This is a genomic window from Nitrososphaerales archaeon, assembly GCA_032906765.1.
In the GTDB taxonomy this organism is placed as follows: domain Archaea; phylum Thermoproteota; class Nitrososphaeria; order Nitrososphaerales; family Gagatemarchaeaceae; genus DASPPF01.
This window is the reverse complement of record JAJTZB010000003.1, coordinates 135,628-161,668: the sequence shown is the minus strand read 5'-3', so window position 1 is coordinate 161,668 and position 26,041 is coordinate 135,628. Positions and strand designations below refer to the sequence as shown.

Sequence of the window (26,041 nt, the reverse complement as noted above, 5' to 3'; positions counted from 1 at the left end):
ATGAAGCTCGTCGTCAAGATAGGCGGGAGCCTCATGAGGGGAGGCGTCCCGGACAACCTGTTGGATGATGTGGCCAGGCTCGCAAAGACCTGCCAGATCGCCCTGGTCCATGGAGGTGCGGATACAGTAACGGAGATTGCCACTAGGCTGGGCAAAGAGCAGAGGTTTGTCGTTTCTCCAGAGGGGGTCAGGAGCAGGTACACTGACAGGGAGACTGCAGAGATCTACACCATGGTGATGAGTGGTATGCTGTCAAAGCGAATAGTTCTCTCCCTCAAGTCGCGAGGACTGGAGGCGGTCTCCCTCTCCGGCCTGGACGGCTCGCTGTTCCAGGGCAGAAGAAAAAAGAAGCTTGTCGTTGTCGACGAGAGGGGCAGAAAGGTGCTAATCGAGGGTGGATACACCGGGAAGGTCGAGTCTGTCAACTCCTCACTGATCAACATGCTGATCTCAGGCGGGTACATACCAGTCGTGTCTCCGGTCGCGATGGGGGAGGAATCGGAACCCCTCAACATCGACGGAGACAGGGCGGCCTCCTCCCTCGCGTCTGGAATTTCGGCTGATGCCGTAGTCTTCCTCACGAACGTTGACGGAGTCCTTCTCGACGGAAGGCTGGTGGAAAGGATGACAGTCGCTGAGGCGGTGGAGAGACTGCCGCAGATAGGCTACGGCATACAGAAGAAGGTGATGGCGGCCATCGACTCAGTGCAATCCGGCGTCAAAGAAGCGTTGATTTGCTCTGGAACCAGGGAAGAACCGCTCTCGAACGCGCTGGCCCACAGAACTTGCACGGTGATAGCATAGAAATGGACAGATACCAGGAACTTGAGGAGACCTTCGGCTCGTCCGCATTCCAGAAGTTCCCTCTCACGATTGTTCGGGGGAAGGGAGCGTCGGTCTGGGACGCAGAAGGAAAGGAGTACGTGGATTTCATGGCTGGTTACGGGGTCGCGATAGTCGGGCACTCCAACCCAGCGGTTGTGGAGGCGGTGAAGAAGCAGGCCGAGAGGCTGATAACCTGCCACGGCTCGGTCTACAACGACGCCAGGTCGGAGTTTCTCGAGAGGCTCGCGGGAGCCGCGCCACGCGGCTTGGACAGGGCGCTGCTCACAAACAGCGGGACTGAGACCGTGGAAGCAGCGATCAAACTGGCGAGGCGGCACACGAGTAGGAAACGCTTCGTCTCAATGAAAGGGGGCTTCCACGGAAAGACATTCGGCGCCCTCTCTGCCACTTGGAACAAGAAGTACAGGGAACCATTCGCGCCCCTCCTCGACAACTTCGATTTCGCTGAATACGGCGACGCCTCTTCACTCGCTTCGCTCGTGAACAAGGAGACCGCGGCGGTGATAGCGGAACCGATTCAGGGCGAGACAGGCATCATCGTGCCTCCGGCTGACTACCTCAGACAAGTGAGGGAGATCTGCGATAGGGAGGGCGCGCTCCTAATCCTAGATGAGATACAAACCGGGCTGGGGAGGACAGGGAAGATGTGGGCATCACAGCACTGGAATGTTGTACCCGACATAATGGCGGTGTCGAAAGGTCTTGGCGGAGGTGTCCCCATCGGGGCGGCGCTCTCGACCAGCGAGATCATGGGCAGCCTGAAGAGAGGCGAGCACACGAGCACATTCGCAGGCAACCCCCTCGCCTGCGCGGCCGCCTCTGCCACCCTCGAGTTCATTCGAAGCGACGACCTGCCAGCCAAGGCCGAGTCCAAGGGGAGGAAGATGAAGGAGGGGCTCACCAGGGTCGCCTCGGGGTCCAAGCTCTCAAGAGAAGTCAGGGGGATGGGTCTGATGCTCGCGCTCGAGACGAGGGTGGACCTTCACCAGCCGCTGCTGGACGCCATCAAGCGCGGCGCAATCTTCGCGTATTCGGGCAGGGAGACGTTCAGGTTCCTCCCACCGCTCGTCATCGAGGATAGCCAAGTAGAGATGGGGCTGGAGGTGCTGGCAGGAGTTTTGGGTGCAGAGGAGGTAAGGCGACTCGGGCCCCGTTGACGACCTGTCGCCGGAGGCCGCAGAAGCTCCATGCGCGAAATTCGTTGACGTGGGCCTGTTGGACGTGGAGAGAGGGCCGGTGGTTCGCGACGTGAACAACACGATGGAGATCAAGAACACAGCTGCGGCGACGGTGGAAGGATTCCCAAAAGGAGTGGTTGACTCCTCGGTCCTTATCCAGAGAAGATGAGCGTTTGGCCATCGACCCAGTCGCGCTTCTCATGGGGGCGCTCAGAATCTACTCTCCCACCGGGGAGGAGGGGAGGCTCGCTTCTTACATCAGAGCCCGCATGAAGGAGTTTGGCTACTCCAAGGTCAGGGTCGACAGGGCGGGTAACGTAATTGGAGAAGTTGGCAGGGGACCAATCAGTCTTCTTCTCTGCGGGCACATGGACACAATCCCCGGAAGGCTTGATGTGAAATCTGAAGTTGGCTTCGTCCACGGGAGGGGAGCTGTCGACGCGAAGTCTCCCCTTTGCGCCTTGCTAATCGCAGGCGCCAGGGCAAGGGACGCCGGCGTCAAGATGACCTTCGCGGCTGCTACAGACGAGGAGGGGGATGGCTTCGGGATTCAGACGCTGACAAGGAGCGGGACGAAGTACAAGTTCGCCATCTTCGGTGAACCTTCTGGAGCGGATCGAGTCACCATAGGATACAGGGGGAGGGTAAGCATGAGGGTCGTGCTCAAGACGGGAGGCGGGCACGCGGGCTCTTCATGGGCACACGTTAGCGCCCTAGATGAATTCTACTCCATCGTTAACGCCCTCAAGGAACTCGAAAGAGGCAGCGCTGTCGGGGCGAGCCACTTCAGGTCGCTCTCTGTCTCGCCCACACTTATGAAGGCAGGAACGTATCACAACGTCGTCCCACCCACCTGCGAAGCGACTTTCGACATCAGAATACCCCCTGGCATGAAGAGTTCTCGAGGCATGGAGATGGTCGAGGGGGTCGTCCGAAAATCAGTCCACGGCTCCACCTCGGTCGAAGTGCAGTTCGACGAGGCGACAGAGCCCTATGAGGCGGACCCCAACTCAATCCTCACGAGGGCCTTCCAGCGCTCGATCATTCTCAAGCTGAAGGCGAAGCCAGTGATGGTCAGGAAGACGGGGACTGGCGACATGAACACCCTTGCCTCCGCCACGGATGCGCAGTGCGTAACATACGGCCCCGGGGACTCGGAGTATTCCCACACAGACAAGGAGAAGGTCTCTGTCCGGGACTACTTGGACAGCATAGGCGTCTTGGAAGAGGCGATAAGGCAGGTTGCCACCCTGAGCGCAAAGACGTGATGCGCCCGCTTCTCACACCCGGCCCGGTGTCGGGCGAGACAGCGCAGGATACTCTTTAATCTCGGGATGTCCGAGCTTCCTCGAGAGAAATGGAACGGGCAGTCGTACTTGTCAACCTCTCTCCAGGCGCCGAGGAGCGGAGCATCGCCGCGCTGAAGGGAGCGCCGGGAGTCCAAGCCGTCTACCAAGTCTATGGGCTATACGACCTCCTAGTGATCGTCGAAGGGAAGGACGACCAGGCGGTGAAGGCAACGATCTCTGACAGACTCAGAGCAAATGAGGGCGTCGTATCCACAATCACAATGAAGGTCCTCAAGTAGAGGCAGCCAACGCTTAAACAGCGTAGCGTCGGGACCCGCCGAGATGAAACCCAAGATTCTCTTGACCGGTGCCACGGGTCAGATTGGTTCCGAACTGACGCCACTACTGAGGGAGCGGTACGGTTCTTCTCAGGTTGTAGCCGGCGTCCACCATCTGGAGCACGCGAAGGGACTTGGTGAGGGCCCGCAGGAGGTTTTCGACGTGAAAGAACGCGCGACGATAGAACGCTTGATCAAGAAGCACGGAGTGGACACCGTCTACCACCTGGGCGCAGTCCTGTCTGCGGTCGGCGAAAAGGATCCGCAGCTGGCGTGGGAGGTCAACATGCAGGGCTTGAAGAACGTCCTTGACGCCTCCCTCTCAACAGGAGTCAGCAAGGTCTTCTGGCCGAGTTCAATCGCGGTCTTCGGACCGGACGCGCCGCGCTCGATGGCTCCTCAGGGGGCAGCGCTCAACCCAACCACGATGTACGGCGTGACAAAAGTGGCTGGCGAGCTCCTCTGCAACTACTACTACCTCAAGTTCGGCCTGGATACGAGGATTCTGCGTTACCCTGGCTTGATCAGCAGCATGACGCCACCGGGCGGGGGGACGACAGACTACGCAGTCGCGATCTTTTACGCCGCTCTCCGTGGGGAGAACTACCAGTGCTTCGTCAGGGAGGACACCGTGCTTCCGATGATGTACATGCCTGACGCGCTGGACGCGACCGTGAGGATAATGGAGGCGGACCCGACAAAGACGCCGAGGCACATGGGCTACAACCTAGCCGCGATCAGCTTCTCCGCGGGAGAGCTCGCTTCCGAGATCCGGAAGCGAATACCGGCCTTCCACTGCACCTACTCTCCAGACTCCAGGCAGAAGATCGCAGACTCTTGGCCGATGTCCATAGACGACAAGGAGGCGCGGAGGGACTGGGGGTGGTCGCACAGGTACGACCTGGAGAGGATGGCGAAGGACATGGTTGAGAAGTTGGGCGAACGGGTCGGGCCTGCGAAGAAAAGCGGATAAGGCAGCCTCCTGACGGCCGAGCCGACGTGATATGAGAGATCCGACATCATTCCTTAAGCAAGAGTACGACGACCTGGTCAGACAGGAGATAGAATGGAGGCTCCGGGTCCTCGCTGGCCCCAGTGCCCCGTGGTGCGTCGTTGACGGGAAGAAGGTCCTGATGTTCTGCTCGAACAACTACCTGGGCCTGAGCAACCATCCTAAACTGAAGGAGGCGGCCATCAACGCCGTAAGGACTCACGGAGCTGGTTCCGGTTCTGTCAGGCCAATTGCAGGAAACATGGACATACACGTCGAGCTTGAGAGGAGGCTGGCGAGGTTCAAGGGAGCAGAGGCCTCACTCGTCTACCAGACGGGCTTCGCGACCAACGCTGGGCTCATTCCCCAGCTGGCGGGCGAGGGCGACATCATAATCAGCGACGAACTGAACCACGGCAGCATCATTGACGGCGTCAGGCTTTCGCGAGCTGAGCGCGGCGTCTACAAGCACGCGGACACCGAAGACTTGGCGAGGGTCCTCGATGAGGCAGAGAAGCGGCCAACACCCTACAGGCGCATCCTGATAATCACAGATGGCGTCTTCTCGATGGACGGGGACATCGCGCCTCTGGACAGGATTGCGAAGGTGGGCAAGGAGCACGGCGCCATGGTCTACGTGGACGACGCGCACGGCGAAGGAGTGCTGGGCGACGGCGGGAGAGGAATAGTGTCTCACTTCAAGCTGACGAGAGACATGGTGCACGTCGAGATGGGGACATTCTCAAAGGCATTCGGCGTGGTCGGCGGCCACATCTCAGGTTCCAGGGACCTGATCAACTTCGCTTACAACAAGTCGAGGACTTGGCTGCTGAGCGGCTCGGCCCCCCCGGCTGTAGCTGCCGCGTGTCTCGCAGCAGTGGACGTCCTCGAGCACGAGCCACAGCACGTCCAGAGGCTGTGGGAGAATACACGTCACTTCAAGAAGGCAATGCGGGACCTCGGCTTCGACATAGGGAAGAGTGAGACGCCGATCACGCCAGTCATGGTCGGGGAGAGCGGCAAGGCGAAGAAGCTGAGCTCCAGGCTGTTCGAGGAGGGAGTGTTCGCGCTCCCGATAGTGTACCCCATGGTGGCCCAGGGGAAGGCGAGAATCAGGACGATAATGAACGCGGCCCTGAGCAGGAGCGACCTAGACTTCGCAATCGCTGCCTTCGAGAAGGTCGGAAGGGAACTACAGATAATCTAGAGAGAAGGGGTCTCCTAGGTTCCAGCGCTCCGTGCCGTACTTCTCCGCGAGGAGCCTCGCCACAGAATCCTCTTCCTCCCTGCTCAGCGTATCGTCTTCATGGTCGAAGTCTGCTGCATCAAGCAGGGCTTTGACGAAGCCGTCCCTCCCGACCCCAGAGTTCGCAACTCTGGCGAAGTTGCTCCTCGGATACTTCCTCTCGACCTTGGCCTCTCGCGGCCTAGTCAGCCTCTCCACCTCGTCGACATCAGCGTTCATGAGGAGCGTTCCGTGACAGACCGCCCCAGAGCTTGTAATGTAGGCAGCCATGCCCGAGACCTTCCCCTTCTCTGTGACAATCCTGTTGGGGGGTTGGAAAGATGCTGAGACCCAGCATGCAGAGAGTGCGTCCGCCACTATGCCCGCAAACGTCCTGAAAACACCTTTTGCATCCGCAGAGTACGCAACCCTCGAACCCCGCGCCCCCTTGGGGGCGAAGAACGACCAGTTGACGTTGCCCGGTCCGTTGTAGACCGCCCCACCGGCTGTGAAGCGCCGCACCACTGGAAAACCTCGCTCTGCGCAGTACGCCATGTCCGTCTCCATGCTTGCCAGCTGCGCCCTCCCTATCACAACCGACTTCTGGTTGGTCCAGACCCTCACCGTGGGCACCCTCATCAGCCTGAAGATCGCCTCCTCCGCCGCCAGGTTCGAGTAAGGGTCCCCGAGAGTGACGTCCAGGAGCCTGCCCTTCAACGGGCAGGGCGAGCCTGTGCGGGCGTTAAGGGTTTTCAACCTGCCATTGCGAGCCGCAGCCCATGCCATTCCGGTTCCTGCCAGACGTCGCGCTCGCAGACGTAGCCTTCGAGGTGACCTCCACCTCGGTCTCAGGCCTGTTCAAGGATGCAGCGGCAGCGCTCACGGAGGTGATGGTGGACAGGCAGACTCTGGCCCGGCGCAAGACAAGCACGTTGCGACTCGAGGCCGAGGACCTCGACAGGCTCCTCTACGACTTCCTGACCGACCTGATCATCCGCAAGGACGTTGACCTCTTCTTGGTCAAGGACGCCGAGGTCCGAGTAGAGCGGAGCGGCCGCAGGCTCGAAGCGAAGTTGGCAGGAGAGAAGATCAACCGCCTGAAGCACGGGTTGAGGAACGACGTGAAGGCTGTCACGATGCACATGTTCGGCGTCAGACGAGAGGGCAGGGGCTGGAAGGCAACGGTCGTCCTAGACATCTGATTCCCCGACCGAACCGTGCCCGGCTCTGTCAAGTTGATGGGCCACAGCAAAGGTTGTAAGGCGTCGGGCCATGAAGGCCGAGTAGTGGAACTCTCAGAAAAGGCTGGAATCGGCGCAATCATTATTCTTCTTGTCCTGACTGGATGGCTCTTCTCCTCTCAACTCTATGCGGCCCAGCATTCTATAGTGATGGTCTGCGGAACCGCGCCTCAGGGTCAAACGATTTACCTCTACGAGGATTCCAACGAACCCCCCGTCGCCAATACCAACCCAGATTCGACGGGAAGTTGGGTGTTTTACGTTTCATATGACCTCCCTCAAGTCTGGGTTTCACTTCAATCCTTCAAGACAGGGCCTCCATCTTCCGCCGTATCCGTCCTGACCAACCCTACGGCGCCAACAGCTTGCGGAATAATCGGCCCAACCCCTGAAGTCAACGTCGGCAACCTGAACAGATGACTTCGATTAGGCGCATGGCCCGAATGTTGACAACTCCAATCGTGGCCCGTCAACTTGACAGAGCCCCGTGCCCAAACACTTAAAGAATCAAAGCAGGGCTAGCGGCACCGAATCGGTGATTTTCGTTGCCAGTGGCAGGCACATTCAAGCAGGTAACTGAAGTTTCATGGGAGATTCCGACGAGCTACAAGGAGGGCATGAGGGTCCCGGCGAGAATCTACGCCACAAAGCAGCTGCTCGACCACATGGACAATGGCGTCATCGAGCAGGTGACCAACGTGGCATCCCTGCCGGGCATCGTCAAGTACGCCTACGCGATGGCTGACGCACACTGGGGTTACGGCTTCCCCATCGGAGGGGTTGCGGCCTTCGACCTCGAGAAAGGGGTGATATCTCCTGGCGGAATCGGATTCGACATAAACTGCGGCATGAGGTTGATTCGCACAAACCTGAGGTTTGAGGAGGTGAAGCTGAAGGTCAAGGAGCTGGTGGACCTGATGTTCCGCCTCGTCCCGGCTGGGGTCGGCGTCAAGGGGACCCTCAGGGTGAGTGAATCTCAGTTCGACGAGATAATGAAGTTCGGAGTCAAGTGGTGCGCGGAGAACGAACTCGCCTGGGAGGACGACCCTTCCCACGTCGAGGAGGGCGGCTTCATCAAGGGCGCTGAACCCTCCAAGGTGAGCAGGCAGGCCACGAACAGGGGTATAGACCAGCTAGGGACGCTGGGCTCGGGCAACCACTACCTCGAGATTCAGGTCGTGGATCCTGCGAGATTCTTGGACCCCGACCTCGCGAAGCAGTTCGGAATCGTCCACGACGACCAGGTTGTCGTAATGGTCCATTGCGGGAGCAGGGGCTTCGGCCACCAGATAGGAAGCGACTACCTCAGGGTCTTCGACACCGCGATGAGGAGGTACGGCATCTCGGTGCGGGACAGGGAGCTCGCGTGCGCCCCCTTCTCGTCCAAGGAGGGGAAGGACTACTACGGAGCGATGGTCTGCGCCGCGAACATGGCCTTCACCAATAGGCAGGTGATTGTCCAGAAGGTGAGGGAGGCGTTCAGCAAGGTGTTCCACAGGGACGCTGAGGCGATGGACATGCACCTCATCTACGACGTCTGTCATAACGTGGCGAAGGTCGAGAGGCACGCTATCGACGGGTCGAGCGCAGACGTGCTCGTGCACAGGAAGGGGGCGACGAGAAGCTTCGGGCCCGGCCACCCGGACATCCCTGCGCCCTACAGGCAGGTCGGGCAGCCCGTCATCATTGGCGGTTCAATGGAGACCGGTTCGTACTTGCTCATCGGCACTGCGAAGGCGATGGAGGAGACCTTCGGCTCGACGGCGCACGGCTCGGGGAGGACGATGTCTAGGACCGCGGCAAAGAACATGGTTAGGGGGAACGAACTCCAGAGGAGGATGCTCGACAGGGGTATCTACGTGAGGGCGACGACGATGGACGGCCTTGCCGAGGAGGCGGGCTTTGCTTACAAGGACATATCCGAAGTCGTGGAGACGATGAGTAGGGCGGGGATCTCGAAGAAGGTCGTCGCGCTTAGACCGATTGGCAACATCAAGGGCTAGCTGATGTAGCCGGGCCTGGGCTCCCTTCTCGGCGGCGCTGCGCTCTCGCGGGTCTGCTCCGCCATCCCTTGTAGCTGGCTGATCACCTTCTGCGTCTCCTCCGCCTTCTCCTTGAGCTTCGTCGTATCGACGGGGACTCCGATGATCTTCGAGAGCGTCTCCAGTACCGACTTTGACGCAGCAGCGTCGACGAGGTATCCCGATGTCTCGCCGAGCAGGCACGCGCCTTCCATGCCCCGAAGGGCAGCCACGCCTATGAGGAGTCCGTTCATGCCGCTGATGCCTCCGTCCTTCATCAGCGTGACTCCCTTGTCAGCTATTCTGTCGAGCATCGCCTTCGACGTACCAGCGCCGTAGACCTTGGGCGTGTTTGAGAAGGCTCCGGTGATGTAGGCGGCGAGCGTGTAGACCGTTTTCACACCGCACCTCTTCGCGAAAGATACGACAGCGTCCGAGAGCTCGTATTCGCCCTCTGACGTCATCGGCTGCGCGTCAGCGGTGAAGATGAAGAGGTCGCGCCCCTTCCTGAGACGGGCGTAGAAGAGCACTGCCTTCAGCGGCTCTGCAGTCCCATCCTCTTTCACGTTGACCTGAGGCGGGAAGCTGTCGCAGCTGTATTCAGCCACCTTCTTCCCCTTGAACACGTCAATCAGGTGGTCTGCACCTAGCTTCCCCACGTATCCGCTGCCCGGGAGGCCGCAGACGAGCACGGGGTTCTTCGCCCTCGGGACGGACAGGACCCTCTGCTGGACTCCCTTGGTCGAGGCAGACGCGGCAGGCACGTCACTCGTCCTCCCTGCGCTTCAACTTCTCGCTGAGCTCCACAAACTTGCCTCTCTCCTGGACTTTTATCGAGGTCTTGAGGTTGAACCTGAGGCCCAGCTGCCTGAACACAGAGAGTAGTTCGCCTCCAGACACCTTCTCCTTGAGCCTGCCGTCCCTGATCATCCTCGCCAGCTCCTCCACAATCCTCTCTGTCTGTTCCGGGAAGAACGAATAGGCTGCATCGAGGACCTCGTCTCCCCTGTCGAAGAGCATCTCCTCTACTGTCTGTCTCGACGGCTTCTCTGCCTTCTCAGGCTTTTGGGGTGCGGACGCGGTGAGCCTCTTCTTCATCTGCTCCATCTTCCTCTGCTCGATAATCTTCAGCTCAGCGTCCTCTTCCAAGGTCGAAGGCTCCTCTTTCCTCTCTCAATAAAACGCTTCCGAATCATCGCCTGATGGTGGTTGTCATTCCGACTGCCATCAGTAGGAAGGCGCCCCCGAGCACGGTCAGGACGCCGATCGTCTCCCCCAGGATGAGTATCCCGCCGATGACGCTGACCAGGGGGATGAGGTAGAGCTGGACACCGAGCCTGGAGACTGGCTGCCTCCCTATCAGGGTGTAGATGATCAGGTTCCCGACTACGGTGCTCAAGACCACGAGGTAAAGTACTGAAACCCAACCGCCGAATGAAAGGGCGGACGCCTCCTGAATCAGACTCCCAGAAGCGAGAGGGAGGATTGATGCGGTTCCCACCAGGGAGGCCCATATCGCCACCGGGGACGCTCCGTACTTGGTGACGAGAGGTTTCGATACTACAGCGTAGACGCCGTTGGCAAAGGCCGCGATGACGACCGCGAGAGGGCCGATCATCGTTGCGAATCCCAGGTCCATGTCTGGGAGGGATATCAGGACGGCGCCAACCAGGGCAAGGACGACGGCGAAACCGAGCCTTCTTCCGACCTTCTCCTTCAGCAGGATTGTCGACAGGATGACCGTGAAAACAGGACCAAGGGAGATCAGGAGGCCAGAGAGTGACGCAGAGACTGTCTTCTCTGCGAAGTTCAGCGACAGGTGATAGACAGCGACATTGGCCAGGGAGACGACAAGCAGCCTCGGGATGTCCCTCCTCTCCAGGGGCACCTTCGACTTGCCTATGAATGGGTAGAGCGCCAAGAAGCACGCGCTGACCAACATCCACCTCAGGAGAGTGAGGTTCTCCCAGCTGAGCTCGAAGTCTGCCCTCCTGATCGCCACGAAGGCGAGACCCCAGATCACGCTGAGGACTATCAGCGGGACGTAGCCGCGGGCGCTAGCCAACCCCGCCGCCACGCGTTCATTCTCTTTAAGGGGCTCGTATGTAGTTGCGTCGTATCCGATTATAGGACGACGCCAACTAACCTCGGACAATGTTCGTCTCCACTTGCTTTCGCAGCAACCGCCGCTCAGCGCCGAGCAGGAGGATCTGCTCTCGCTCCGCAGGACCAGCAACCTGAGCATCAGGAACCTCGACGGGGAAAAGAGGGATGAGCTCCGCCTCTTCCTGGACCAGCTGCACAACTCGATGGGCCTCTCGCTCAACGACATCGCGAAACTGGTCGGCAACAAGACGAGCGGTTACACCTCGTGGGTCTGCAGGCAGCTCGGGGTCAGCGCCAGGCCCTTCGAGGAGTCCAGGCTGAAGGCCATCAGGGAGAAGCGGAGGAAGTACGAGCGGAAGCCCTTCGACGGGACCGACGAGGACAAGGCGTACCTTCTCGGATTAAGACGCGGAGACCTTTCGGCGTCAAAGCCTTGGCGAGGAGTAGTGAGGGTTTCGACGAGCACTACGCATCCCGCTATGGTGAAGCTGTTCCGAAGCTGCCTTGGACCTTATGGGCATGTCTATCAGCATTCACGGTACAAGGAAGACACTCAGACGTTTGAGTGGAACCTGAGCGTCATCCTGGATGACACGTTTGGCTTTCTCCTCGCGAATCCGGATGAAGTTCTTTCATGGGTGCAGGCCGAGGAAAGCACGTTGTTTGCTTTCTTGGCAGGCCTTCTGGATTCAGACGGATCCATCGTGATAACCCGAGATAACAGGGGATATGTCGCACTATTCCTAGACTACTACGGTTCCGACAAGTCGCTGCTGGAATGGGTCAAACTGAATCTGGCAGGACTTGGTTATGTTTCGAGTCTGAGAATCAACAAGTCGGAGGGTTACAGAACTAAGAAGTACGGAATAATCCACCGACATGATTACTGGCAACTTTCGGTGTTCGGACTCGAGAGGGTCCAAGCGTTACTTCAGAGGGTTAGACCCTCACACCCTGAGAAGGTTCAGAAAGCAGAACTCGCATCATCGGTGACCAAGGGCCTGCCCTATTCAAGAATCCAGAGTCAAGTGCAGGCAATCCGGTCCCAGATTCGACAGGATGTAGATCAGTTCGTTGCACTTGCTCGGACCGAGTTCTTGAAGACCCACCCTTCTAGGGTTGGGTAATCTTAATCGACTGCGTAGGGCAGCTAGTCTCACAAGCCATGCAGAAGATGCAGTCGGCCTCCCTGATGGGTTCAGATTTGTCCGACCTGTACGCATTCCATTCGTCGCTATTTGGCTCTAGAACCTTATCCTTCCCAGTCCCTGCCTGGCCCGGGTTCAGTATCCATTCGAACACGAACACTGGACAGACGTCCATGCACACGCCGTCCGCCACGCAAGACTCCCAGTCGACAGCAACCGCAGTGCCGTGGATTCCGTGGGCCGTCGGGTATGGCTTCCCCTCGCCGTCCATTCTCTGGGCCCCCGCTGCCCTGACCTTGTGCCCGTTATGGTCTCCAGTGACCGGGAATTGGTCTGGCTTTGAAAGGAAGTTCGGATCTATTGGCGCTGACTTGTAACCTACGTCTCTTGTCATCTTGCTGGCGAAAATCGGCGCCAAAGGCCCTGATATAAGCACTACTTCGGGCCGAGTCTTTTCAGCTCGTCGTAACTGCCGTCGTCGCTCAGTCTGAAGACTGTTATCGGTTTGAACGTGAAGATGCCAACCTCTGCAACACCGGGGACAGTTTTCACCATGACCTCCAACTCGCGCGGGTTCTTGATCGGCGGGAACGCAGTGTCGAGGATCAGGTTTCCGTTTTCGGTGAAGTACGGATACCCCTTCGGGAGGAGCCTCTCCTCCGGCCTTCCTCCGAGCTCCGTCAGTCGCGCCTTGGCGCTCTGCCTCGCGAGCGGGAATACCTCCACTGGCACGACGACGCCGTTCTCGCACAGTCTGCCCGCGAACTTGTGCTCCCCGGCCACTATGGCTATGCTCTTCGCGCCGCTCATCAAGACCTTCTCCTTCAGCAACGCCCCTCCCCCTCCCTTGATCAGGTTCAGCTCGGAGTCTACCTGGTCCGCACCGTCCAGAACCAGGTCCACCGAGCCCCTGAAAGGCACAATCTCGATGCCGTTCTTGGCCGCCACCGTTTCAATCTGGGTCGACGTGGTGACGCCGGTCATCCCTCCCGCTTTCTTGAGCAACGGCGAGAGCTCGTCGAGGAGGGCGGCCACAGTCGAACCGCTCCCAAGGCCGAGCGTTGCGCCCGCCTGGATGCGCCCTGCGAGCTCCTCCGCAACCGCCCTGATAGCCTGCTTCAGCTTGTCCATCAGGTTTCCTGCTGCTGTTTCTTCTCTATATCTATCTGCTCGAGCCTAGTGAGGGCCTCCATTACCTCGTTTCTTATCTCCTTCACCCTCCTCTCGGACTCGGATATCTCGGGCTTCGCCTTCTTCTCAACCACCTTCTCGAGTTCCGGTTTGCGCTCGATCCGAGCAACTGGCTCCTTCTTGACTGCCAGCGGAGCGACAGCCCCGAGCCTTTCCTTTGCCTGGTCGAGCCTCGCCTCTATGTTCTGTATCTTCTCTTGGAACAGGCTGACCAGTTCCTCCCTTAGTTTCTCGAGCTCGCCGACCTCCACGACCAGCTCGACATCTTTCATCTTGCCCTGGACCTCTTTCAGCTGGTCGGCGTACCTCTTCGCTATCATCTCCCTCTCCTCCTTGGTTATCCTCCCCTCGGTCTCTGCCTCGTAGACCTTCATCAGTGCCGAAGAGAGCAGGTCCCTCTCGACCATCATCGTCCTCATCTCGCGCCTGGAGCGTTCGAGTTGAGTTTGCGTTACCGAGGAGCTTCTCAGGCTGCCGTCCGGCTCTCTCACCAGGACCTCAGCTTGCGCTTTCCTAGGGCGGCCGAAGAAGACAAAGTATGCGACCGCCACCCCGGCAAGGGCGCCCCCTGCGCCCGCAGCCAATGCTGTGACCAGGTCGACCATTCAGATATTCCTCCTTGCGGCTTTGGCTTGCTCCGTATTAAAACAAGAGTCAGCTTGGCGGCGGGGAAATCATGATTATGTTGTCTCCCCTGACTATCAACGTGCCTAGGCTGTTGGACTTGCCGTCCTCTGCGACCTCCTCCGCCTTCTCCAGAGAGAGGTTCATGTGCTGGTCGAACCCCTGAAGCGTGCCCCTGATGACCTTCCCACCCTTCAGCTTGATGAGCACGACCTTCCCCACGCTCTCATCGAGCACCTTCACAGCCATGTCTACTGACAAAACCTTCGCCTTTCCCGCCGTCTCGGATGGATTTATTTAAGCAGTGGGATGGTCGGCATCGAATGAAGAAGTGGGTCATTTCAAGGCACGATTCAGCGGAGATGATCGGCAAGATAGAATCGTCGTTGGCAGTGAACCTCAATCTGCCCCGCTCTGCCCAGGCCAGCTGCGAGGAGCCGGAGGATGGCGTCATCTTCGTCCACTTCGACGACCTCACGTTCGTCCACCCGGGCGACGTCTTCTTCCCGTTCCTCGGTTCCCCGCGCGCCTTGGCCCTGTTCCCCTCCGCCACGGTCGACGAAGGGGCGATCAGGTTCATGCTGAACGGCGCTGATGTCATGCGGCCAGGCGTACGAACATTCGAGCCCTGGGGTGCCACCGGCAGGACAGTCGTAGTGAAGGAGGAGAAAAAGATGAGGGCGATAGCAGTCGGGCAGTCGACTGTCAGCAGCGACGAGGCGCAGACCATGTCCAAGGGTGTCTGCCTGAAGAACCTGCACCACGTTGGTGACAGGTACTGGAACCTCTACAAGAAGATCTGAGAGTCACTACGGTCCAAGTGGCAGAATGCTGTCTGACTACAGATGCGCCATATCACTAGACGACCCTAAACCATGCGAGAGCTTGGCCTCCGACACTTTCAGCCTACCCTCCCGCCCCTTAGCAAGTAATCTCTACCAAAGGGTCTAACAAATTCACATAGCGACTAATTCTGTCGCGCCCAACGCAGTTCATCTTTAATAATGAGTGGCGGGTTCGAATGGGAAGAAGACAAGAGATGTCTTCGAATTTGATACAGGAGAAGAAGATGGAGGCGAAGGGCAAGGAGATACTCTTGAAGGCCCTCGCTCTCAGGAGTGTCGAGGACATTCCCAAGATCCAGGAAGACGTGACGAACAAGACGATAGTGATCCTGAAGGTAACGCCGCTGGCACAGAAGAGCCTCGAGGAGCTGAAGTCGTCGGTCGAGCAGCTTTACGAGTTCGCCACTTCTGTGGGAGGCGACATCGCGAGGCTGGGAGACGAGAGAATCGTGATAGCCCCGCCCGGCGTGAAGATCTGGCGCGGCCTTCAGTAGACCCTTATCGCTTCCTGGACTGCCGGATGCAGCGTAGGAATCCTGTATATTCTGTTGATGGCGTAAGCGAGGTTCTCCGTCTTCCTCTTCTCGCCGTGGTTCACCAGCACCTGCTGCAGCTTCGGCCTCAACTTGCCGATGAACCTGATGATCTGGTTGTAGTCGCTGTGGCCGCTGAAGCCCTCGACCTTCTGGACTCCGCACCTGACGTCCACGATCTTGATCTTGCCGCTCTGGTCCATGAGGCTGGCCTGGCTGCTTCCGTCCAGTACCCTCCTGCCCATGGTGCCCTGGACCTGGTACGAGACGAAGATTATCTTGTTCTTCTCCGAAGGGGCGATGTTCTCGAAGTAGTCAAGCACCGGGCCTCCCTCTAGCATACCCGACGTGGCCATGATGATCGCTGGCCCCTCTCTGTACGCCTCCTCCCGGTCAGACGGGTGCTCCACTTCCGTGAAGTACTCTGAGGTGAACGGGTTGACGCCCTCCTCCAGTATCTTCGTCCTCAGTTCCCTCGAGAGGTAGTCTGCGTAGGAGACGTGGATCGCTGTCGCCTCGGATATCATCCCTTCGGTGAAGACAGGCGCCTCAACCAGAACCTTGTTCCTCATGTACTGGTCCAGGACGAGAAGAATCTCCTGCGCCCTTCCCACGGCAGGTATCGGGATAAGCACCTTCCCGCCTCCCTTGAGGATGCTGTTGATGGCGTTGATGAAGTTCATCTCCACCTCCTCTCGGATTGGCATTATGTCCTCCTTCGCCCCGTAGGTGCTCTCCGTGATCAGCGTCTCGACCCTCGGATAGTTCCACGTGGCCGAGTCAAAGAGCTGCGTCCTCCCGTACTTGTAGTCGCCCGTGTAGACTATGTTGTGGGCCCCCTCGCCAATGTGAAGGTGCACCGTGGCCGAGCCGAGGATGTGCCCGGCGTTGTTGAAGACGAGCTTGACGTCGGGGGCTATGTCTGTCACGAGGCCATACGGCAGGGTGATGGTGTGAGCCACTTCGTCCCTGATGTCCTTCTGGTCGTAGATCAGCCTGCCACCCTCGATTTGGGCAATCTTCACAAAGTCGTTCTGCAATAGCGTCATCAGCGGAAGCGTAGGCTCTGTGCAGTATACGGGGCCGTCGTAGCCGTACTTGAACATGGCCGGCAGGAAGCCCATGTGGTCGAGGTGCGAGTGGCTTATCACAATCGCGTCCAGCTCGCCGGGCGACACGTCCGCCCAGTCCAGCCTGGGATACGCGTCCCACGCGTACCTGCTCCCTGGGTGTATCCCGCAGTCGAGCAGGACCTTGCTCTCCGCGGTCTCGACGAGGAGGCACGACCTTCCGACCTCTTGGAAAGCACCGAGCGTCTTAATCGTGACGTGCTCTGTCGAGGTCATCCTGGGCCTGAAGATTGCCTCGCCCAGCTCCCTGTAGAACTTCTCCCTAGTGTCGCTCTCAGCCTTCATCGTGTAGTAGACGTTCTGGATCGCCGTCGACGGGATGTGGGGAGCCTTCCTCACCTTCACCTTCCATCCCGTCTGGTCCATTGCGTTCCCCAAGTCGAAGCCTGCCTCCTGAGACAGCACCTTGGGGTTGTTCGCCTCAATTGTAATCTCGCCCAGCGCGTCGTCGAAGAAGTATGTGCTCGCACCCGCCTCCGGCGGCACCAGCCTCTCCATGATGCTCCTGGCGTCGCTTTCTGGTTTCCTGATTGCTTTCTCAGTCCTCGTGACCACCCTCTTCTTCAGCGTGTTGACAATCTCTGATATGACGTAACTGTTCTTGTGGAGGAAGGCCGGATTCCTCGTGTACAGCGCAATCCTCGGCCCCTCATATTCTATTCGCGTGATCTGAGCGTCCGCTGGGATACCATTCAGTATGGTACTCATCGTGTTGACGCCGTTTGTCTTCTGTTCCAAACCCTAACTGTGATTCGTGAACTGAGCAAGGAGCTTGTCCTTCTCCTGCTCGGTTATCTCCCTGAATCCGCTCTTGTCGATCAGCGCGATGTCGAAGTGGTCTCCAGTGGCCACGTTCCTCCTCATCGCTGCTATTATCGCCTTTGCGGCAAGAGGATAAGCCTTAGCGACTGGGACCCCCTCCTTGAACTCCGCCTCTAGTACGCCGTAGGCGACGGGCGAACCGCTACCCGTTGCCACGACCTTTTCCTGGTTCATCGACCCAAAGATGTCTGCGTGGTATATCGAGCCTCCGCCGTTGTCCACTCCTCCGACGAGCACGTCGGCGATGTACGGGTACAGCCTTGCAGAGAAGAGCATGTTCGAGACGATCTGGGTTGCGGACCTTACGGGCATTGGCCTGCCCCGTTCCATCGTGTAGATGTTCGTGTAGTACTTGAGCGTGTCAACCACGTTCTGCGCGTCTGCCACGCCCCCGGAGATGGTCATCGCAAGGTTGTAGTCGATTCTGAGAAGCTTCTTCCCCCTCTTGTGGGCTATGAAACCTCCCGCTGTCACCCTCGTGTCTGTGGCCAACACGACGCCGTCGGAGCAGACAAGCCCGACAGTCGTCGTGCCATGGTATATGGCAGACCCGAGCGCCTTTCCACTCATCCCTTTGGTTTCTCTTGACATTTGACGGACAAACCTTCCAGAACGGACGAATCGCCCGTGACCGCCGTTCCTTATTTAATCTTTCGAGGGGCTTCGGTGAACAACTCTCACCTTTCACACGCTTCGAGAGTCGAAGAGTGGAATTCGGAAGCGTCCGACGCGCTGTCTCTACAAGCGTGTCCGGGCCTTCACGGTCACGCGGCTGGAGCGCCGACCCTCAATCACCTTAAATTGACTCGGCTGGCTTGACGCCGCGTGGCTTCCCACTTCCACCTGATGGAGCTCCCGACGAAGGTCCTGATCGGCGAGGGAGTGCTCTCTCAGCTCGCAGAGTTCATCAGCGATTCGGCAGGGAGAAGGAAGGTCGTAATAGCCGCCGGGGCTAACGTCCAGTCGAAGGTCAAGAGGGAGGTCGACCGGACACTCAGGGGCAGAACAAGCTGGGTCGAAGTCTCTGCCGCCGACTTGCCCAACGTCAGGAAGGTGATGGCGTCTGCCTCGGACACAGGCTGCATCATTGGCATAGGCGGAGGAAAGAGCGTCGACGTAGGGAAACTCGCAGCCTTCAGAAAGGGGCTTCCTTTCTACTCAGTGCCGACGAGCGCCTCGCACGACGGAATCTCAAGCCCGTTCGCCTCGCTTAAAGGCCTGGACAGGCCCTACTCGGTGAAGGCGAAGCCTCCCGTCGGCATTCTCGCCGACGTAGACATCATCGCGTCAGCGCCAAGACGCCTACTCGCAGCTGGGTGCGGGGACCTCGTCTCTAAGCTCACCGCTGTGAATGACTGGCAGCTGGCCCACAAGGTGACAGGCGAGTACTACGGGAGCTACGCGGCCAACCTCGCCCTGATGAGCGCCAAGGTTGTCATCGAGGGTTCCAGGAAGATGGGGAGGTATGACAAGAACAGCGTCAGGGACCTCGTAGAGGGACTGATAAGCGCCGGAGTGGCGGCTGGGATTGCGGGCAGCTCGAGGCCGTGCAGCGGGTCAGAGCACCTGTTCAGCCACTACCTAGACCTTGTCGCCCCGGGGGTCGGACTACACGGTGAGAAGTGCGGCATTGGGACCATCATGATGGCGAAGCTACAGAGGGGCGACTGGGCATTGGTCAGGTCCGCTCTGAAAATCGTGCACGCCCCCACCCGTGCCTCCGAGATCGGGGTGAAGGACGATCAGGTGGTCGAGGCGCTCATGAAAGCAAGCTCCATAAGGCCTGAGAGGTACACGATTCTCTCCAGAACGAGGCTCGGCAGAAAGGAGGCGCTCGAACTGGCCGAGTCCACCGGAGTTGTCTAAGCTTTCTTAGAGGCCGCAGCCCTCTTCTTCTGTCGAGGCTTTGGAACCTCGGTTTTGGGCGCCTCAGGTGCCTCTGCCTTCGCGGCCTTCGGCTCTACTTTCTTCTCTTCGGCCTTCTTGCTCGCGAACCTCTCGACGAAGGTCACTTTGGCCACGTGAGGGAGGAACTTGAAGATATCCGTAGAGATTCCTCTCTTTATTATCTGCAGGCCGTCTAGGAGGAACAGCTCCTCGGGGATCTCGACGTCGAGCTCGCTCTCCTTCATCGAGAACGTGACCTTGGCTCCTTCGCCGCCGAACCTCCTGTCGATGAGAGCTCTGACCTTATCGCTGTCAGTCTCCACCTTCCTTACAACCTCGAAGTCGTAGACCACGTTCTTTCCAGCAAGCCTGTGGTTGAAGTCGACTTGGGCACGGCCGGAACCTATGAACCTCACCACCCCGACCCTGTTATCCACGTCGACAGAGTCGCCCACGGTGAGTTCGTGCGCCCGCTCTCCGAACTTCCTCAGTGGTATCATCCTTAGCTGCGTCGGGTCTCTCTGTCCGAAAGCCTTGTCAGGAGTGAGCTCAACTTGCTTCTTCTGTCCAACGTCCATCTTCATGACCTCGTCGTCCAGGCCGCCGATCACCCATCCCTCCCCAACGGCGATCAGCCTTGGCTCGTATTTTCTTGTGGCATCGTGGATGTTGAGCTTCTTTGCCTCTTCCTCCAAAGTCGACTCTATTGCTTCTCCAGTGTCCTTGACTTTCGCTGTGTAGTTGGCGAAGATGAGAGTGCCCTTTTGAAGCGTCATGAACTTTCACCTGCCCTCCAGTATTGGTTTATAGACTTTCACGACGCTTTGAATTTCTTCAGCGTCTCCTTCACTGCCTTCAGCGTCCTGTCGACGTGCCCTTGGTTGATTTGTCCCATGCACCCAATCCTGAAGACTTTGCCAGCGAAAGGACCGAAGCCTCCAGCAATCACGACGTCCATGTCGTGCGCCATCGACTTCCTGAACTCTGCGTCTACGACCCCCTGAGGATAATACGTAGCGACCACAGTCTTTGACCTGACCTCGTCGGCCGCGACCTGCTTCAACCCAAGCTCGGCCATGCCGCGGTAGAACGCGACCGACATCTTGTCGTGCCTCTCCACTCGCTTTGCCAGACCCTCTTCGAGGAGTTCCTTCAGCGCCTCGTCCAGCGCGTAGAACAGGGGCAGGGCTGGCGTGAAGGGCGTCTCTCCCCTAACCCCACACTCTAGGTAACGCGGGATGTCGAAGTATCGCGTCAGCGGTGGGGATTTTTTGAGGTACTCGGACACCTTCTTGCTCACGGAAAGAAGTGCGAGGCCCGGCGGCGCGGCAATGCACTTCTGGCTCCCAGTGATGCACACGTCAATGCCCCACTTGTCTACAGGGATTGAGTAGCCCCCAAGGCTCGATATTGCGTCAATGACCGCGAATGCGCCGTGCTCCCTAGCGAGCCTAGATGCCTCTTCGACATAGGGCACGGCCGCGCCCGTGCTGGTTTCGTTGTGGACCAAGAACAGGGCCTTGAATCTCCCCTGCTTGTCCATCGCTTCCTTGAGCTCCTTGAGGGGAGGCACAGAACCGAACTCCGACTTCACCTCGACAGCCTTGCCGCCCGCAAGCCCTATGGTCTTCGCCAGCCTGGAGCTGAACTCGCCGAAGACAGGTACGACCGCCACGTCCCCTGGCCTGATTATGTTCCAAACTGCGGCCTCCACCCCTCCCGTCCCTGAGGAAGAGAAGACGAGCACGTCCTGCTCTGTCTGAAAGAGATGCTTGGTCTTGTCCAGCAGTCCCTTGTAGAGTTCGCGGAAAGTGTCCCCTCTGTGGTTGATGATTGGACCGAGCATTGACCGCATCACCCTCTCCGAGACGTTGGTCGGGCCCGGCAGCATGATCAGCTTCTGCTTGTCACTCATGTTTCTCGCCCGAGAGTTCCTTCCTCTTCAGCTCTCTCACGCGCTCCACCCCTCCGAACTCCTTGACAAGCTTGGCGACTTGGGCTGGAACGAGGCTCTCCCAGTCCTTCCGCTCGAGTATCCTGTCCCTGACGTTCGTGGCGGAGTACCGCTCCCTGTCCAAGTATGGGACCGCCTTCACCTCCCTGCCCTCCTCCTTGAAGAGGAGGAATGTCAGCGAGTCATTGGTGAACACAACGTCGAACTTTGGCACCATGGATTCTAAGGAGGAGACCCAGACCGAGTGCGAATCCGAGTCGACGATTGGAATCGCCATCCACTTCGAGGGGTCGACCCCGTTCCCGTCCAGCGCGCTCTTGATCATCTCGATCCTTTCGCCGGCTGTGAATGGGTTGTCTCTTTCATGGCTCCTTTGCGCGCTGCCGACGACGACGTAGAGATAGTCCACGCGTTTCATCGCGAACTTCACTGCCGCGAGGTGACCATGATGAAACGGCTGGAAGCGGCCGACAAGTAGTCCGACCCGCAAGCCCATCCGATTTCGGCCGACCTGCGGGCGCTATATAAGAGAATGGGCCGCATTTCTTATCCTCCGAGGGATTCAGACCCGGCCCGTGGAAACAGTCGAGGTGGACGGCTCGTACGGCGAAGGAGGTGGGCAGATCCTCAGAACAGCCGCTGCCTTCTCGATAATCCAGAACAGACCGATTCACGTTACCAAAATCAGGTCGGGAAGAGAGGTTCCGGGCCTCAGGAGGCAGCACGCGGCCTCCCTCGAAATCCTCAGGTCCGTATCTGGCGGCAGGTTGGAGGGTGCGCACGTCGGCTCGACAGAGGTGAATTTCTTCCCAGGGACCGCCGAGGGAGCAACTCTCAGCTTCGACCTTGGGACAGCGGCGAGCATCACTCTCGTCCTTCAGGCCGTAATCCCAGCCGCCTCGCTTTCGGGTGCTGGAATCAGACTCGACCTTGTCGGCGGGACGGACGTTCCGTGGAGCCCCACCTATGACTACCTTGCCACGGTGGTCAGGGAGGCGTTCTCCAGAATCGGCATCCGGTTCACAGCGGAAGCCTACAAGAGGGGATACTACCCCAAGGGGGGTGGAAGGGTAAGCGTCGACATCGAGCCGTGCGCATCGCCGAGGCCGCTGGTAATGACAGAGGCGGCCGGCGGGAGGTCTGTCGCTCTGGTGAGCAGGTGCAGCAGCCTGCCCAGGCACGTCGCTCAGAGGCAACTCGATTCCGCAACCTCGGCGCTCAGGGCGAGTGGTGTGAGCGTGGGAAAATCCTCGGTGGTAGAAGGGGAATCGGACTCGCCTGGGTCGTCAATACTTGTGCACGAGGTTTCCCCTGACAGGCTGCTCGGGGCTGACGCGATTGGCTCGAGGGGGAAGAGGGCAGAGGTCGTGGGCTCAGAGGCAGCGAGCCGTTTCCTCAGTGCATATCAGTCAGGCGCTTGCGTTGATTCGAACCTCGCCGACATGGTCGCCCCCATCCTGGCAATCTCGAAGGCGGAGTCGAGGCTGAGGATACCGGAGGCGAGCCTCCATCTCAGGACGAGCCTCTACGTGGCGAAGCTCTTCACAGGGTGCGAATGGCGGGTCGACAAGGAAGGGTCTTCTTTCATCTTGTCGGTGTCGTCCTAAAACAAGATTTCCGAGCACAACCTCTAAAAAGGTGGGTCTTTCCGCTGGGCATGAGAGGAACTCATAGTGTCGTATGAAGCTTACATGCCAGGAGCGACAGCTGTCGGCATCGCCTACAAGGATGGGGTGATTCTCGGCGCGGAGAGGAGAATCACGCTCGGCAACTACGTTGTAAGCAAGTCTGGCAGGAAGGTCTTCAGATTGACGGAAACTGTCGGAGCTGTCTGCGCTGGAATGGTCGCAGATATGCAGAACCTTGCGAGACAGGTGGCAGTGTACGCCAAGCTCAAGGAGCTAGAGTCAAGGAGGCCGATGAAGCCGAACTCCGTGGCGAAGCTGATGTCGACCCTCATGTTCGAGAACAGGTTCGCCCCACTACTGACCCAGGTCATTCTGGGCGGATACGGCGACAAGCCAGTCGTCTACGTCCTAGACCCACTTGGGAGCGTCATCCCCGACCAGTACGCCACGGTGGGGACTGGTGAAGAAATGGCCATAGGAGTGATTGAGGCTGGTTACAACCCGGCCATGTCCCAGAAGGAGGCGAGGGACCTCGCCGTCTCGGCGATAAAGGCGGCTGTGGCCAGGGACGCGATGAGCGGAAATGGAGTCGACATACTCATCCTCGACCGCTCAGGAATCAGAGAGGAATCGCTGAACCTGTAGAGAGGGCCAGAACTTGTGGTCTTACGGCGGCGTCAAGGTCCACTGGCTCGGGCACGACTCTTTCGTCCTGCAGGGCTCCAAGACCATAGTGATTGACCCCTTCAAGGCGCAGGGAAACTTCAAGGCGGACATACTCCTCATCTCGCACGAGCATTCCGACCATCTCAGTGAGGACGACATCAAGCGGTTCTCGTCACCTTCCACAACCATCGTCGCTCCCAAGATCTGCGAGGAGCCGCTGAAGAAACTCGGCGGCAGTAAGAAGTTCATCGCCCCCGGCGACACGTTGGAAATAGAAGGAGCGACCGTGGGTTCCATCCCCGCCTACAACCTGAACAAGTTCAGGGAGCCGGGCAAGGTCTTCCACCCCAAGGCAGATGGAAGAGTCGGCTACATCGTCACATTGGACGGAGTGAGGTTCTACCACGCCGGAGACAGCGACGCGACACCCGAGATGAAGGCGCTCGACGTGGACGTTGCGCTGCTGCCGGTGTCGGGCACATACGTGATGACAGCGGACGAGGCAGCCGAGGCAGCGAAGGCGATGAAGGTCAAGGTCGCTGTGCCGATGCACTACGGCAAAATCGTTGGCACGAGGGCCGACGCGGAGAGGTTCAAGAAGCTACTCGAAGGGAAGCGCGCCGTAGAGATACTGGAGAAGGAGTAAGCTCCTACTCCGGCACGCTCACGGACTTCATCTTGCCGCCCTCGAGCGTCACGAACAGGAACCTGTTGTCGGCGAACACGAGTGTGAGCTCGTTCTCCTTCTCCGTGACAGTCAGCAATGCCTTGCCGATTATGCCGTCGAACTTGACCATGGATATCTCGATGCTCCCTCGAAGTGCGTATTTCTGTCTTACCTGATCATCCATTCATGTAGGAGGTGAGTTCGGCTGCTCTCCCTTTGGCCTGGGTCTTCTCGACCGCAGTGCCGGTCGATTGCCTGATCATCTCCCTGATGACCTCGTCCATGCTCTTGCTCCGCCTGCTCTCCTTCATACGCTTGAGCACTCTGTGCGTGTCGTCGTGAACCTTCACGCTCTTGGCCATCAGGCCTCCAAGACCTCGAGACTCTATTAAGCGTAGCAAGTTTTGACTCGGTATCGTCGCGAGTTCATCATCTGCCCATGGAGCTAACCCGGGCTATGACTGGGACGGCGTTCACCTCATCGTCGATTGGACGACTCCGCTCCCTCATTTAGGTTTTATTTGCCGACTTGGAGGAGCCGCCGTGGGGTTCCTCGACGGCATCAAGGTGGTCGATGTCACAAGGCTTCTCCCTGGAGGGTACTGCACCCTGCTCCTCTCCGACATGGGCGCCGAGGTGATCAAGGTCGAGCAGCCCGGCCTCGGAGACTACATGCGCGCGACCCCTCCGACCAAGGCAGGTCGGAGCCCCGTCCACTCCACGGCCAACAGGAACAAGCTGAGCATCGGGATTGACCTGAAGAAGCCGGCCGGAAAGGAAGTCCTTCGCAGACTCGTCAGGCGCGCGGACGTCTTCGTGGAGGGGTTCAGGCCTGGCGCGATGGCGAGACTCGGTTTCTCCTTCGATCAAGTGAGGAGGCTGAACCCTCACATAGTCTACTGCTCCATCTCGGCTTTCGGTCAGAAGAGCAGGTACAGCTCCATGCCGGGCCACGACATCAACTTCCAGGCGATGGCAGGTTCGCTCGGCTACTCGAGGAGACCAGAGGTGCCGCTCGTGCAGATGGGCGACATGGCGTCCGGGATGTTCGCCGCTGTCGCGATCCTCGGAGCCCTGGTCAGGAAGAAGGGGGCAGTCTACATCGACGTGCCGATAGTTCCCTCATTGCTATCTTGGATGGTCGTGCCGGTCTCCTCGTACCTCGCCACGGGCAGACCGCCTTCGGAAGGGGGCAGCCTCGTCTTCGGCTCCGACCCGTACTACAACCTCTTCCGGACCTCTGACGGCAAGTATGTTGCTGTCGCTGCGATAGAGCAGAGGTTCTGGCACAACCTCGTCACTGCTCTCGGCGCTCCCGATCTTGAGGAGAAGAGGTTCGGCAGCAAGGGGGAGAGGAGGCAGTTGACTCTGGCGCTGAAGAGAATCTTCGCGTCGAAGACCCGCGACGAATGGGCGAATTCACTCATGGGGAAGGAGACGTGCGCCACACCCGTCCTCACAATTGAGGAGGCTCTGAAGAGCGATTGGGCACGTGCCGCATCGATGCTCGTAGGTGTGCAGGGAGGAGCCACAGTCCTCAACCACCCGCTGAAGACATCTGTGCCGCTCAGGTCGAAGCCATTCACCCCTGCGCCATCGCTCGGCGAGCACACCGAGATGATCATGAAGTCGCTGGGTTATACAAAGCCAGAGATCTCGAGGCTTAGGAACTCCGGCGCCGTCGAGTAGGGCGCCAACCCTTTTATCACCA

At 58.9% G+C, this 26,041-nt stretch carries 31 protein-coding genes; 16 read left to right on the top strand and 15 right to left on the bottom strand.

All coding sequences use genetic code 11. The annotated features are described in order from the left end of the window. From LYZ69_04630 to LYZ69_04605, 6 genes are all read left to right on the top strand, one after another. Positions 1–804, top strand: coding sequence for a [LysW]-aminoadipate/[LysW]-glutamate kinase (locus tag LYZ69_04630; GenBank protein MDV3277737.1), 804 nt, complete (start codon positions 1–3; stop codon positions 802–804). Between the two features lie 2 nt (positions 805–806). Next, positions 807–2,003 (top strand): aspartate aminotransferase family protein, encoded by a 1,197-nt coding sequence (locus tag LYZ69_04625; GenBank protein MDV3277736.1) that lies wholly within the window; start codon positions 807–809, stop codon positions 2,001–2,003. A 194-nt stretch (positions 2,004–2,197) separates the two neighbouring features. After that, positions 2,198–3,292, top strand: a complete 1,095-nt coding sequence (locus LYZ69_04620; GenBank protein MDV3277735.1) for a M20/M25/M40 family metallo-hydrolase — start codon at positions 2,198–2,200, stop codon at positions 3,290–3,292. Positions 3,293–3,381: 89 nt separating this feature from the next. Continuing rightward, entirely contained in the window at positions 3,382–3,612 is a 231-nt protein-coding gene (locus LYZ69_04615; protein MDV3277734.1) for an Lrp/AsnC ligand binding domain-containing protein, read from the top strand. Positions 3,613–3,655: 43 nt separating this feature from the next. Next, positions 3,656–4,624 carry an NAD-dependent epimerase/dehydratase family protein gene (locus LYZ69_04610; GenBank protein ID MDV3277733.1) on the top strand — a complete coding sequence of 323 codons (969 nt, stop codon included), beginning with the start codon at positions 3,656–3,658 and terminating at the stop codon, positions 4,622–4,624. A 31-nt stretch (positions 4,625–4,655) separates the two neighbouring features. Continuing rightward, on the top strand, positions 4,656–5,849 hold the full coding sequence (locus LYZ69_04605) for an aminotransferase class I/II-fold pyridoxal phosphate-dependent enzyme (protein ID MDV3277732.1): 1,194 nt from the start codon (positions 4,656–4,658) through the stop codon (positions 5,847–5,849). Here LYZ69_04605 and LYZ69_04600 read toward each other — a convergent pair. Further along, a complete protein-coding gene (locus tag LYZ69_04600; protein ID MDV3277731.1) occupies positions 5,835–6,584 on the bottom strand; it encodes a lipoate--protein ligase family protein in 750 nt (249 codons plus the stop codon). The two genes, LYZ69_04605 and LYZ69_04600, sit on opposite strands and share 15 nt — an antisense overlap. Positions 6,585–6,646: 62 nt before the next feature. Here LYZ69_04600 and LYZ69_04595 point away from each other — a divergent pair, with 62 nt between their 5' ends. Beyond that, positions 6,647–7,069 (top strand): archease, encoded by a 423-nt coding sequence (locus LYZ69_04595; GenBank protein MDV3277730.1) that lies wholly within the window; start codon positions 6,647–6,649, stop codon positions 7,067–7,069. Positions 7,070–7,659: 590 nt separating this feature from the next. Continuing rightward, complete coding sequence (locus tag LYZ69_04590) at positions 7,660–9,111, top strand: RtcB family protein (GenBank protein ID MDV3277729.1); 1,452 nt, start codon at positions 7,660–7,662, stop codon at positions 9,109–9,111. On the opposite strand, the gene LYZ69_04585 is transcribed toward LYZ69_04590, so the two are convergent. From LYZ69_04585 to LYZ69_04575, 3 genes are read right to left on the bottom strand one after another with little or no spacing between them, the layout of a single operon-like run. Next, positions 9,108–9,893: a proteasome assembly chaperone family protein gene (locus LYZ69_04585; protein MDV3277728.1), complete on the bottom strand. Its 786-nt coding sequence runs from the start codon at positions 9,891–9,893 to the stop codon at positions 9,108–9,110. The genes LYZ69_04590 and LYZ69_04585 overlap by 4 nt on opposite strands. A gap of 1 nt (position 9,894) precedes the next feature. After that, positions 9,895–10,278 (bottom strand): hypothetical protein, encoded by a 384-nt coding sequence (locus LYZ69_04580; GenBank protein MDV3277727.1) that lies wholly within the window; start codon positions 10,276–10,278, stop codon positions 9,895–9,897. 43 nt (positions 10,279–10,321) lie between these two features. Continuing rightward, positions 10,322–11,194: a DMT family transporter gene (locus LYZ69_04575; protein ID MDV3277726.1), complete on the bottom strand. Its 873-nt coding sequence runs from the start codon at positions 11,192–11,194 to the stop codon at positions 10,322–10,324. 103 nt (positions 11,195–11,297) lie between these two features. Between LYZ69_04575 and LYZ69_04570 the strand changes: the two genes are divergently transcribed. Further along, positions 11,298–12,362 (top strand): LAGLIDADG family homing endonuclease, encoded by a 1,065-nt coding sequence (locus LYZ69_04570; protein ID MDV3277725.1) that lies wholly within the window; start codon positions 11,298–11,300, stop codon positions 12,360–12,362. Here the strand turns inward: LYZ69_04570 and LYZ69_04565 are convergent. From LYZ69_04565 to LYZ69_04550, 4 genes are read right to left on the bottom strand one after another with little or no spacing between them, the layout of a single operon-like run. Next, on the bottom strand, positions 12,349–12,777 hold the full coding sequence (locus tag LYZ69_04565; protein MDV3277724.1) for a ferredoxin family protein: 429 nt from the start codon (positions 12,775–12,777) through the stop codon (positions 12,349–12,351). The genes LYZ69_04570 and LYZ69_04565 overlap by 14 nt on opposite strands. A gap of 41 nt (positions 12,778–12,818) precedes the next feature. Then, positions 12,819–13,514 carry a ribose 5-phosphate isomerase A gene (gene rpiA, locus LYZ69_04560; protein ID MDV3277723.1) on the bottom strand — a complete coding sequence of 232 codons (696 nt, stop codon included), beginning with the start codon at positions 13,512–13,514 and terminating at the stop codon, positions 12,819–12,821. Continuing rightward, positions 13,514–14,179, bottom strand: a complete 666-nt coding sequence (locus LYZ69_04555) for a hypothetical protein (GenBank protein ID MDV3277722.1) — start codon at positions 14,177–14,179, stop codon at positions 13,514–13,516. Before LYZ69_04555 ends, rpiA begins: the two co-directional genes overlap by 1 nt. 49 nt (positions 14,180–14,228) lie before the next feature. Next, positions 14,229–14,459: an RNA-binding protein gene (locus LYZ69_04550; protein MDV3277721.1), complete on the bottom strand. Its 231-nt coding sequence runs from the start codon at positions 14,457–14,459 to the stop codon at positions 14,229–14,231. A 62-nt stretch (positions 14,460–14,521) separates the two neighbouring features. Between LYZ69_04550 and LYZ69_04545 the strand changes: the two genes are divergently transcribed. Both LYZ69_04545 and LYZ69_04540 read left to right on the top strand, forming a co-directional pair. Then, on the top strand, positions 14,522–15,001 hold the full coding sequence (locus tag LYZ69_04545) for a hypothetical protein (GenBank protein MDV3277720.1): 480 nt from the start codon (positions 14,522–14,524) through the stop codon (positions 14,999–15,001). A gap of 236 nt (positions 15,002–15,237) precedes the next feature. Beyond that, positions 15,238–15,537 carry a cell division protein SepF gene (locus LYZ69_04540; protein ID MDV3277719.1) on the top strand — a complete coding sequence of 100 codons (300 nt, stop codon included), beginning with the start codon at positions 15,238–15,240 and terminating at the stop codon, positions 15,535–15,537. On the opposite strand, the gene LYZ69_04535 is transcribed toward LYZ69_04540, so the two are convergent. Further along, positions 15,531–17,444 (bottom strand): beta-CASP ribonuclease aCPSF1, encoded by a 1,914-nt coding sequence (locus tag LYZ69_04535; GenBank protein ID MDV3277718.1) that lies wholly within the window; start codon positions 17,442–17,444, stop codon positions 15,531–15,533. The genes LYZ69_04540 and LYZ69_04535 overlap by 7 nt on opposite strands. 3 nt (positions 17,445–17,447) lie before the next feature. After that, the gene (locus tag LYZ69_04530; protein MDV3277717.1) at positions 17,448–18,119 is read right to left on the bottom strand and encodes a proteasome subunit beta; all 672 of its coding nucleotides are present in this window, start codon (positions 18,117–18,119) and stop codon (positions 17,448–17,450) included. A gap of 234 nt (positions 18,120–18,353) precedes the next feature. Between LYZ69_04530 and LYZ69_04525 the strand changes: the two genes are divergently transcribed. Beyond that, a complete protein-coding gene (locus LYZ69_04525) occupies positions 18,354–19,394 on the top strand; it encodes an NAD(P)-dependent glycerol-1-phosphate dehydrogenase (protein ID MDV3277716.1) in 1,041 nt (346 codons plus the stop codon). Here LYZ69_04525 and LYZ69_04520 read toward each other — a convergent pair. Genes LYZ69_04520 through LYZ69_04510 form a run of 3 tightly spaced genes read right to left on the bottom strand, consistent with a single transcriptional unit; the run spans position 19,391 to position 21,859 of the window. Then, positions 19,391–20,191, bottom strand: a complete 801-nt coding sequence (locus tag LYZ69_04520) for a peptidylprolyl isomerase (GenBank protein MDV3277715.1) — start codon at positions 20,189–20,191, stop codon at positions 19,391–19,393. The two genes, LYZ69_04525 and LYZ69_04520, sit on opposite strands and share 4 nt — an antisense overlap. 38 nt (positions 20,192–20,229) lie before the next feature. Continuing rightward, complete coding sequence (locus LYZ69_04515; protein ID MDV3277714.1) at positions 20,230–21,330, bottom strand: alanine--glyoxylate aminotransferase family protein; 1,101 nt, start codon at positions 21,328–21,330, stop codon at positions 20,230–20,232. Beyond that, positions 21,323–21,859 carry a nicotinamide-nucleotide adenylyltransferase gene (locus LYZ69_04510; GenBank protein MDV3277713.1) on the bottom strand — a complete coding sequence of 179 codons (537 nt, stop codon included), beginning with the start codon at positions 21,857–21,859 and terminating at the stop codon, positions 21,323–21,325. The genes LYZ69_04515 and LYZ69_04510 overlap by 8 nt, the downstream gene beginning before the upstream one ends. An 85-nt stretch (positions 21,860–21,944) precedes the next feature. Between LYZ69_04510 and LYZ69_04505 the strand changes: the two genes are divergently transcribed. From LYZ69_04505 to LYZ69_04495, 3 genes are all read left to right on the top strand, one after another. Further along, positions 21,945–22,976: an RNA 3'-terminal phosphate cyclase gene (locus tag LYZ69_04505; GenBank protein ID MDV3277712.1), complete on the top strand. Its 1,032-nt coding sequence runs from the start codon at positions 21,945–21,947 to the stop codon at positions 22,974–22,976. An 84-nt stretch (positions 22,977–23,060) separates the two neighbouring features. Next, a complete protein-coding gene (locus tag LYZ69_04500; GenBank protein MDV3277711.1) occupies positions 23,061–23,642 on the top strand; it encodes a proteasome subunit beta in 582 nt (193 codons plus the stop codon). Positions 23,643–23,655: 13 nt separating this feature from the next. Then, positions 23,656–24,309, top strand: a complete 654-nt coding sequence (locus LYZ69_04495; GenBank protein ID MDV3277710.1) for an MBL fold metallo-hydrolase — start codon at positions 23,656–23,658, stop codon at positions 24,307–24,309. 4 nt (positions 24,310–24,313) lie between these two features. Here the strand turns inward: LYZ69_04495 and LYZ69_04490 are convergent, their stop codons facing one another. Together LYZ69_04490 and LYZ69_04485 are read right to left on the bottom strand one after the other, a co-directional pair. Beyond that, the gene (locus LYZ69_04490) at positions 24,314–24,460 is read right to left on the bottom strand and encodes a hypothetical protein (protein MDV3277709.1); all 147 of its coding nucleotides are present in this window, start codon (positions 24,458–24,460) and stop codon (positions 24,314–24,316) included. A 46-nt stretch (positions 24,461–24,506) separates the two neighbouring features. Further along, on the bottom strand, positions 24,507–24,692 hold the full coding sequence (locus LYZ69_04485; GenBank protein MDV3277708.1) for a hypothetical protein: 186 nt from the start codon (positions 24,690–24,692) through the stop codon (positions 24,507–24,509). Between the two features lie 181 nt (positions 24,693–24,873). On the opposite strand from LYZ69_04485, the gene LYZ69_04480 reads away from it, so the two are divergent. Beyond that, positions 24,874–26,019 carry a CoA transferase gene (locus LYZ69_04480; GenBank protein MDV3277707.1) on the top strand — a complete coding sequence of 382 codons (1,146 nt, stop codon included), beginning with the start codon at positions 24,874–24,876 and terminating at the stop codon, positions 26,017–26,019. Positions 26,020–26,041 lie beyond the last annotated feature (22 nt).

Bases quoted from the DNA above. Each gene is read 5' to 3' on its own strand.
- LYZ69_04490 (MDV3277709.1), bottom strand. From the start codon at position 24,460: ATGGTCAAGTTCGACGGCATAATCGGCAAGGCATTGCTGACTGTCACG.
- LYZ69_04565 (MDV3277724.1), bottom strand. From the start codon at position 12,777: ATGACAAGAGACGTAGGTTACAAGTCAGCGCCAATAGATCCGAACTTC.
- LYZ69_04545 (MDV3277720.1), top strand. From the start codon at position 14,522: ATGAAGAAGTGGGTCATTTCAAGGCACGATTCAGCGGAGATGATCGGC.
- LYZ69_04555 (MDV3277722.1), bottom strand. From the start codon at position 14,179: ATGGTCGACCTGGTCACAGCATTGGCTGCGGGCGCAGGGGGCGCCCTT.
- LYZ69_04630 (MDV3277737.1), top strand. From the start codon at position 1: ATGAAGCTCGTCGTCAAGATAGGCGGGAGCCTCATGAGGGGAGGCGTC.
- LYZ69_04500 (MDV3277711.1), top strand. From the start codon at position 23,061: ATGCCAGGAGCGACAGCTGTCGGCATCGCCTACAAGGATGGGGTGATT.
- LYZ69_04515 (MDV3277714.1), bottom strand. From the start codon at position 21,330: ATGAGTGACAAGCAGAAGCTGATCATGCTGCCGGGCCCGACCAACGTC.
- LYZ69_04615 (MDV3277734.1), top strand. From the start codon at position 3,382: ATGGAACGGGCAGTCGTACTTGTCAACCTCTCTCCAGGCGCCGAGGAG.
- LYZ69_04605 (MDV3277732.1), top strand. From the start codon at position 4,656: ATGAGAGATCCGACATCATTCCTTAAGCAAGAGTACGACGACCTGGTC.
- LYZ69_04610 (MDV3277733.1), top strand. From the start codon at position 3,656: ATGAAACCCAAGATTCTCTTGACCGGTGCCACGGGTCAGATTGGTTCC.
- rpiA (MDV3277723.1), bottom strand. From the start codon at position 13,514: ATGGACAAGCTGAAGCAGGCTATCAGGGCGGTTGCGGAGGAGCTCGCA.
- LYZ69_04595 (MDV3277730.1), top strand. From the start codon at position 6,647: ATGCCATTCCGGTTCCTGCCAGACGTCGCGCTCGCAGACGTAGCCTTC.
- LYZ69_04625 (MDV3277736.1), top strand. From the start codon at position 807: ATGGACAGATACCAGGAACTTGAGGAGACCTTCGGCTCGTCCGCATTC.
- LYZ69_04520 (MDV3277715.1), bottom strand. From the start codon at position 20,191: ATGACGCTTCAAAAGGGCACTCTCATCTTCGCCAACTACACAGCGAAA.
- LYZ69_04530 (MDV3277717.1), bottom strand. From the start codon at position 18,119: ATGTCAAGAGAAACCAAAGGGATGAGTGGAAAGGCGCTCGGGTCTGCC.
- LYZ69_04540 (MDV3277719.1), top strand. From the start codon at position 15,238: ATGTCTTCGAATTTGATACAGGAGAAGAAGATGGAGGCGAAGGGCAAG.
- LYZ69_04485 (MDV3277708.1), bottom strand. From the start codon at position 24,692: ATGGCCAAGAGCGTGAAGGTTCACGACGACACGCACAGAGTGCTCAAG.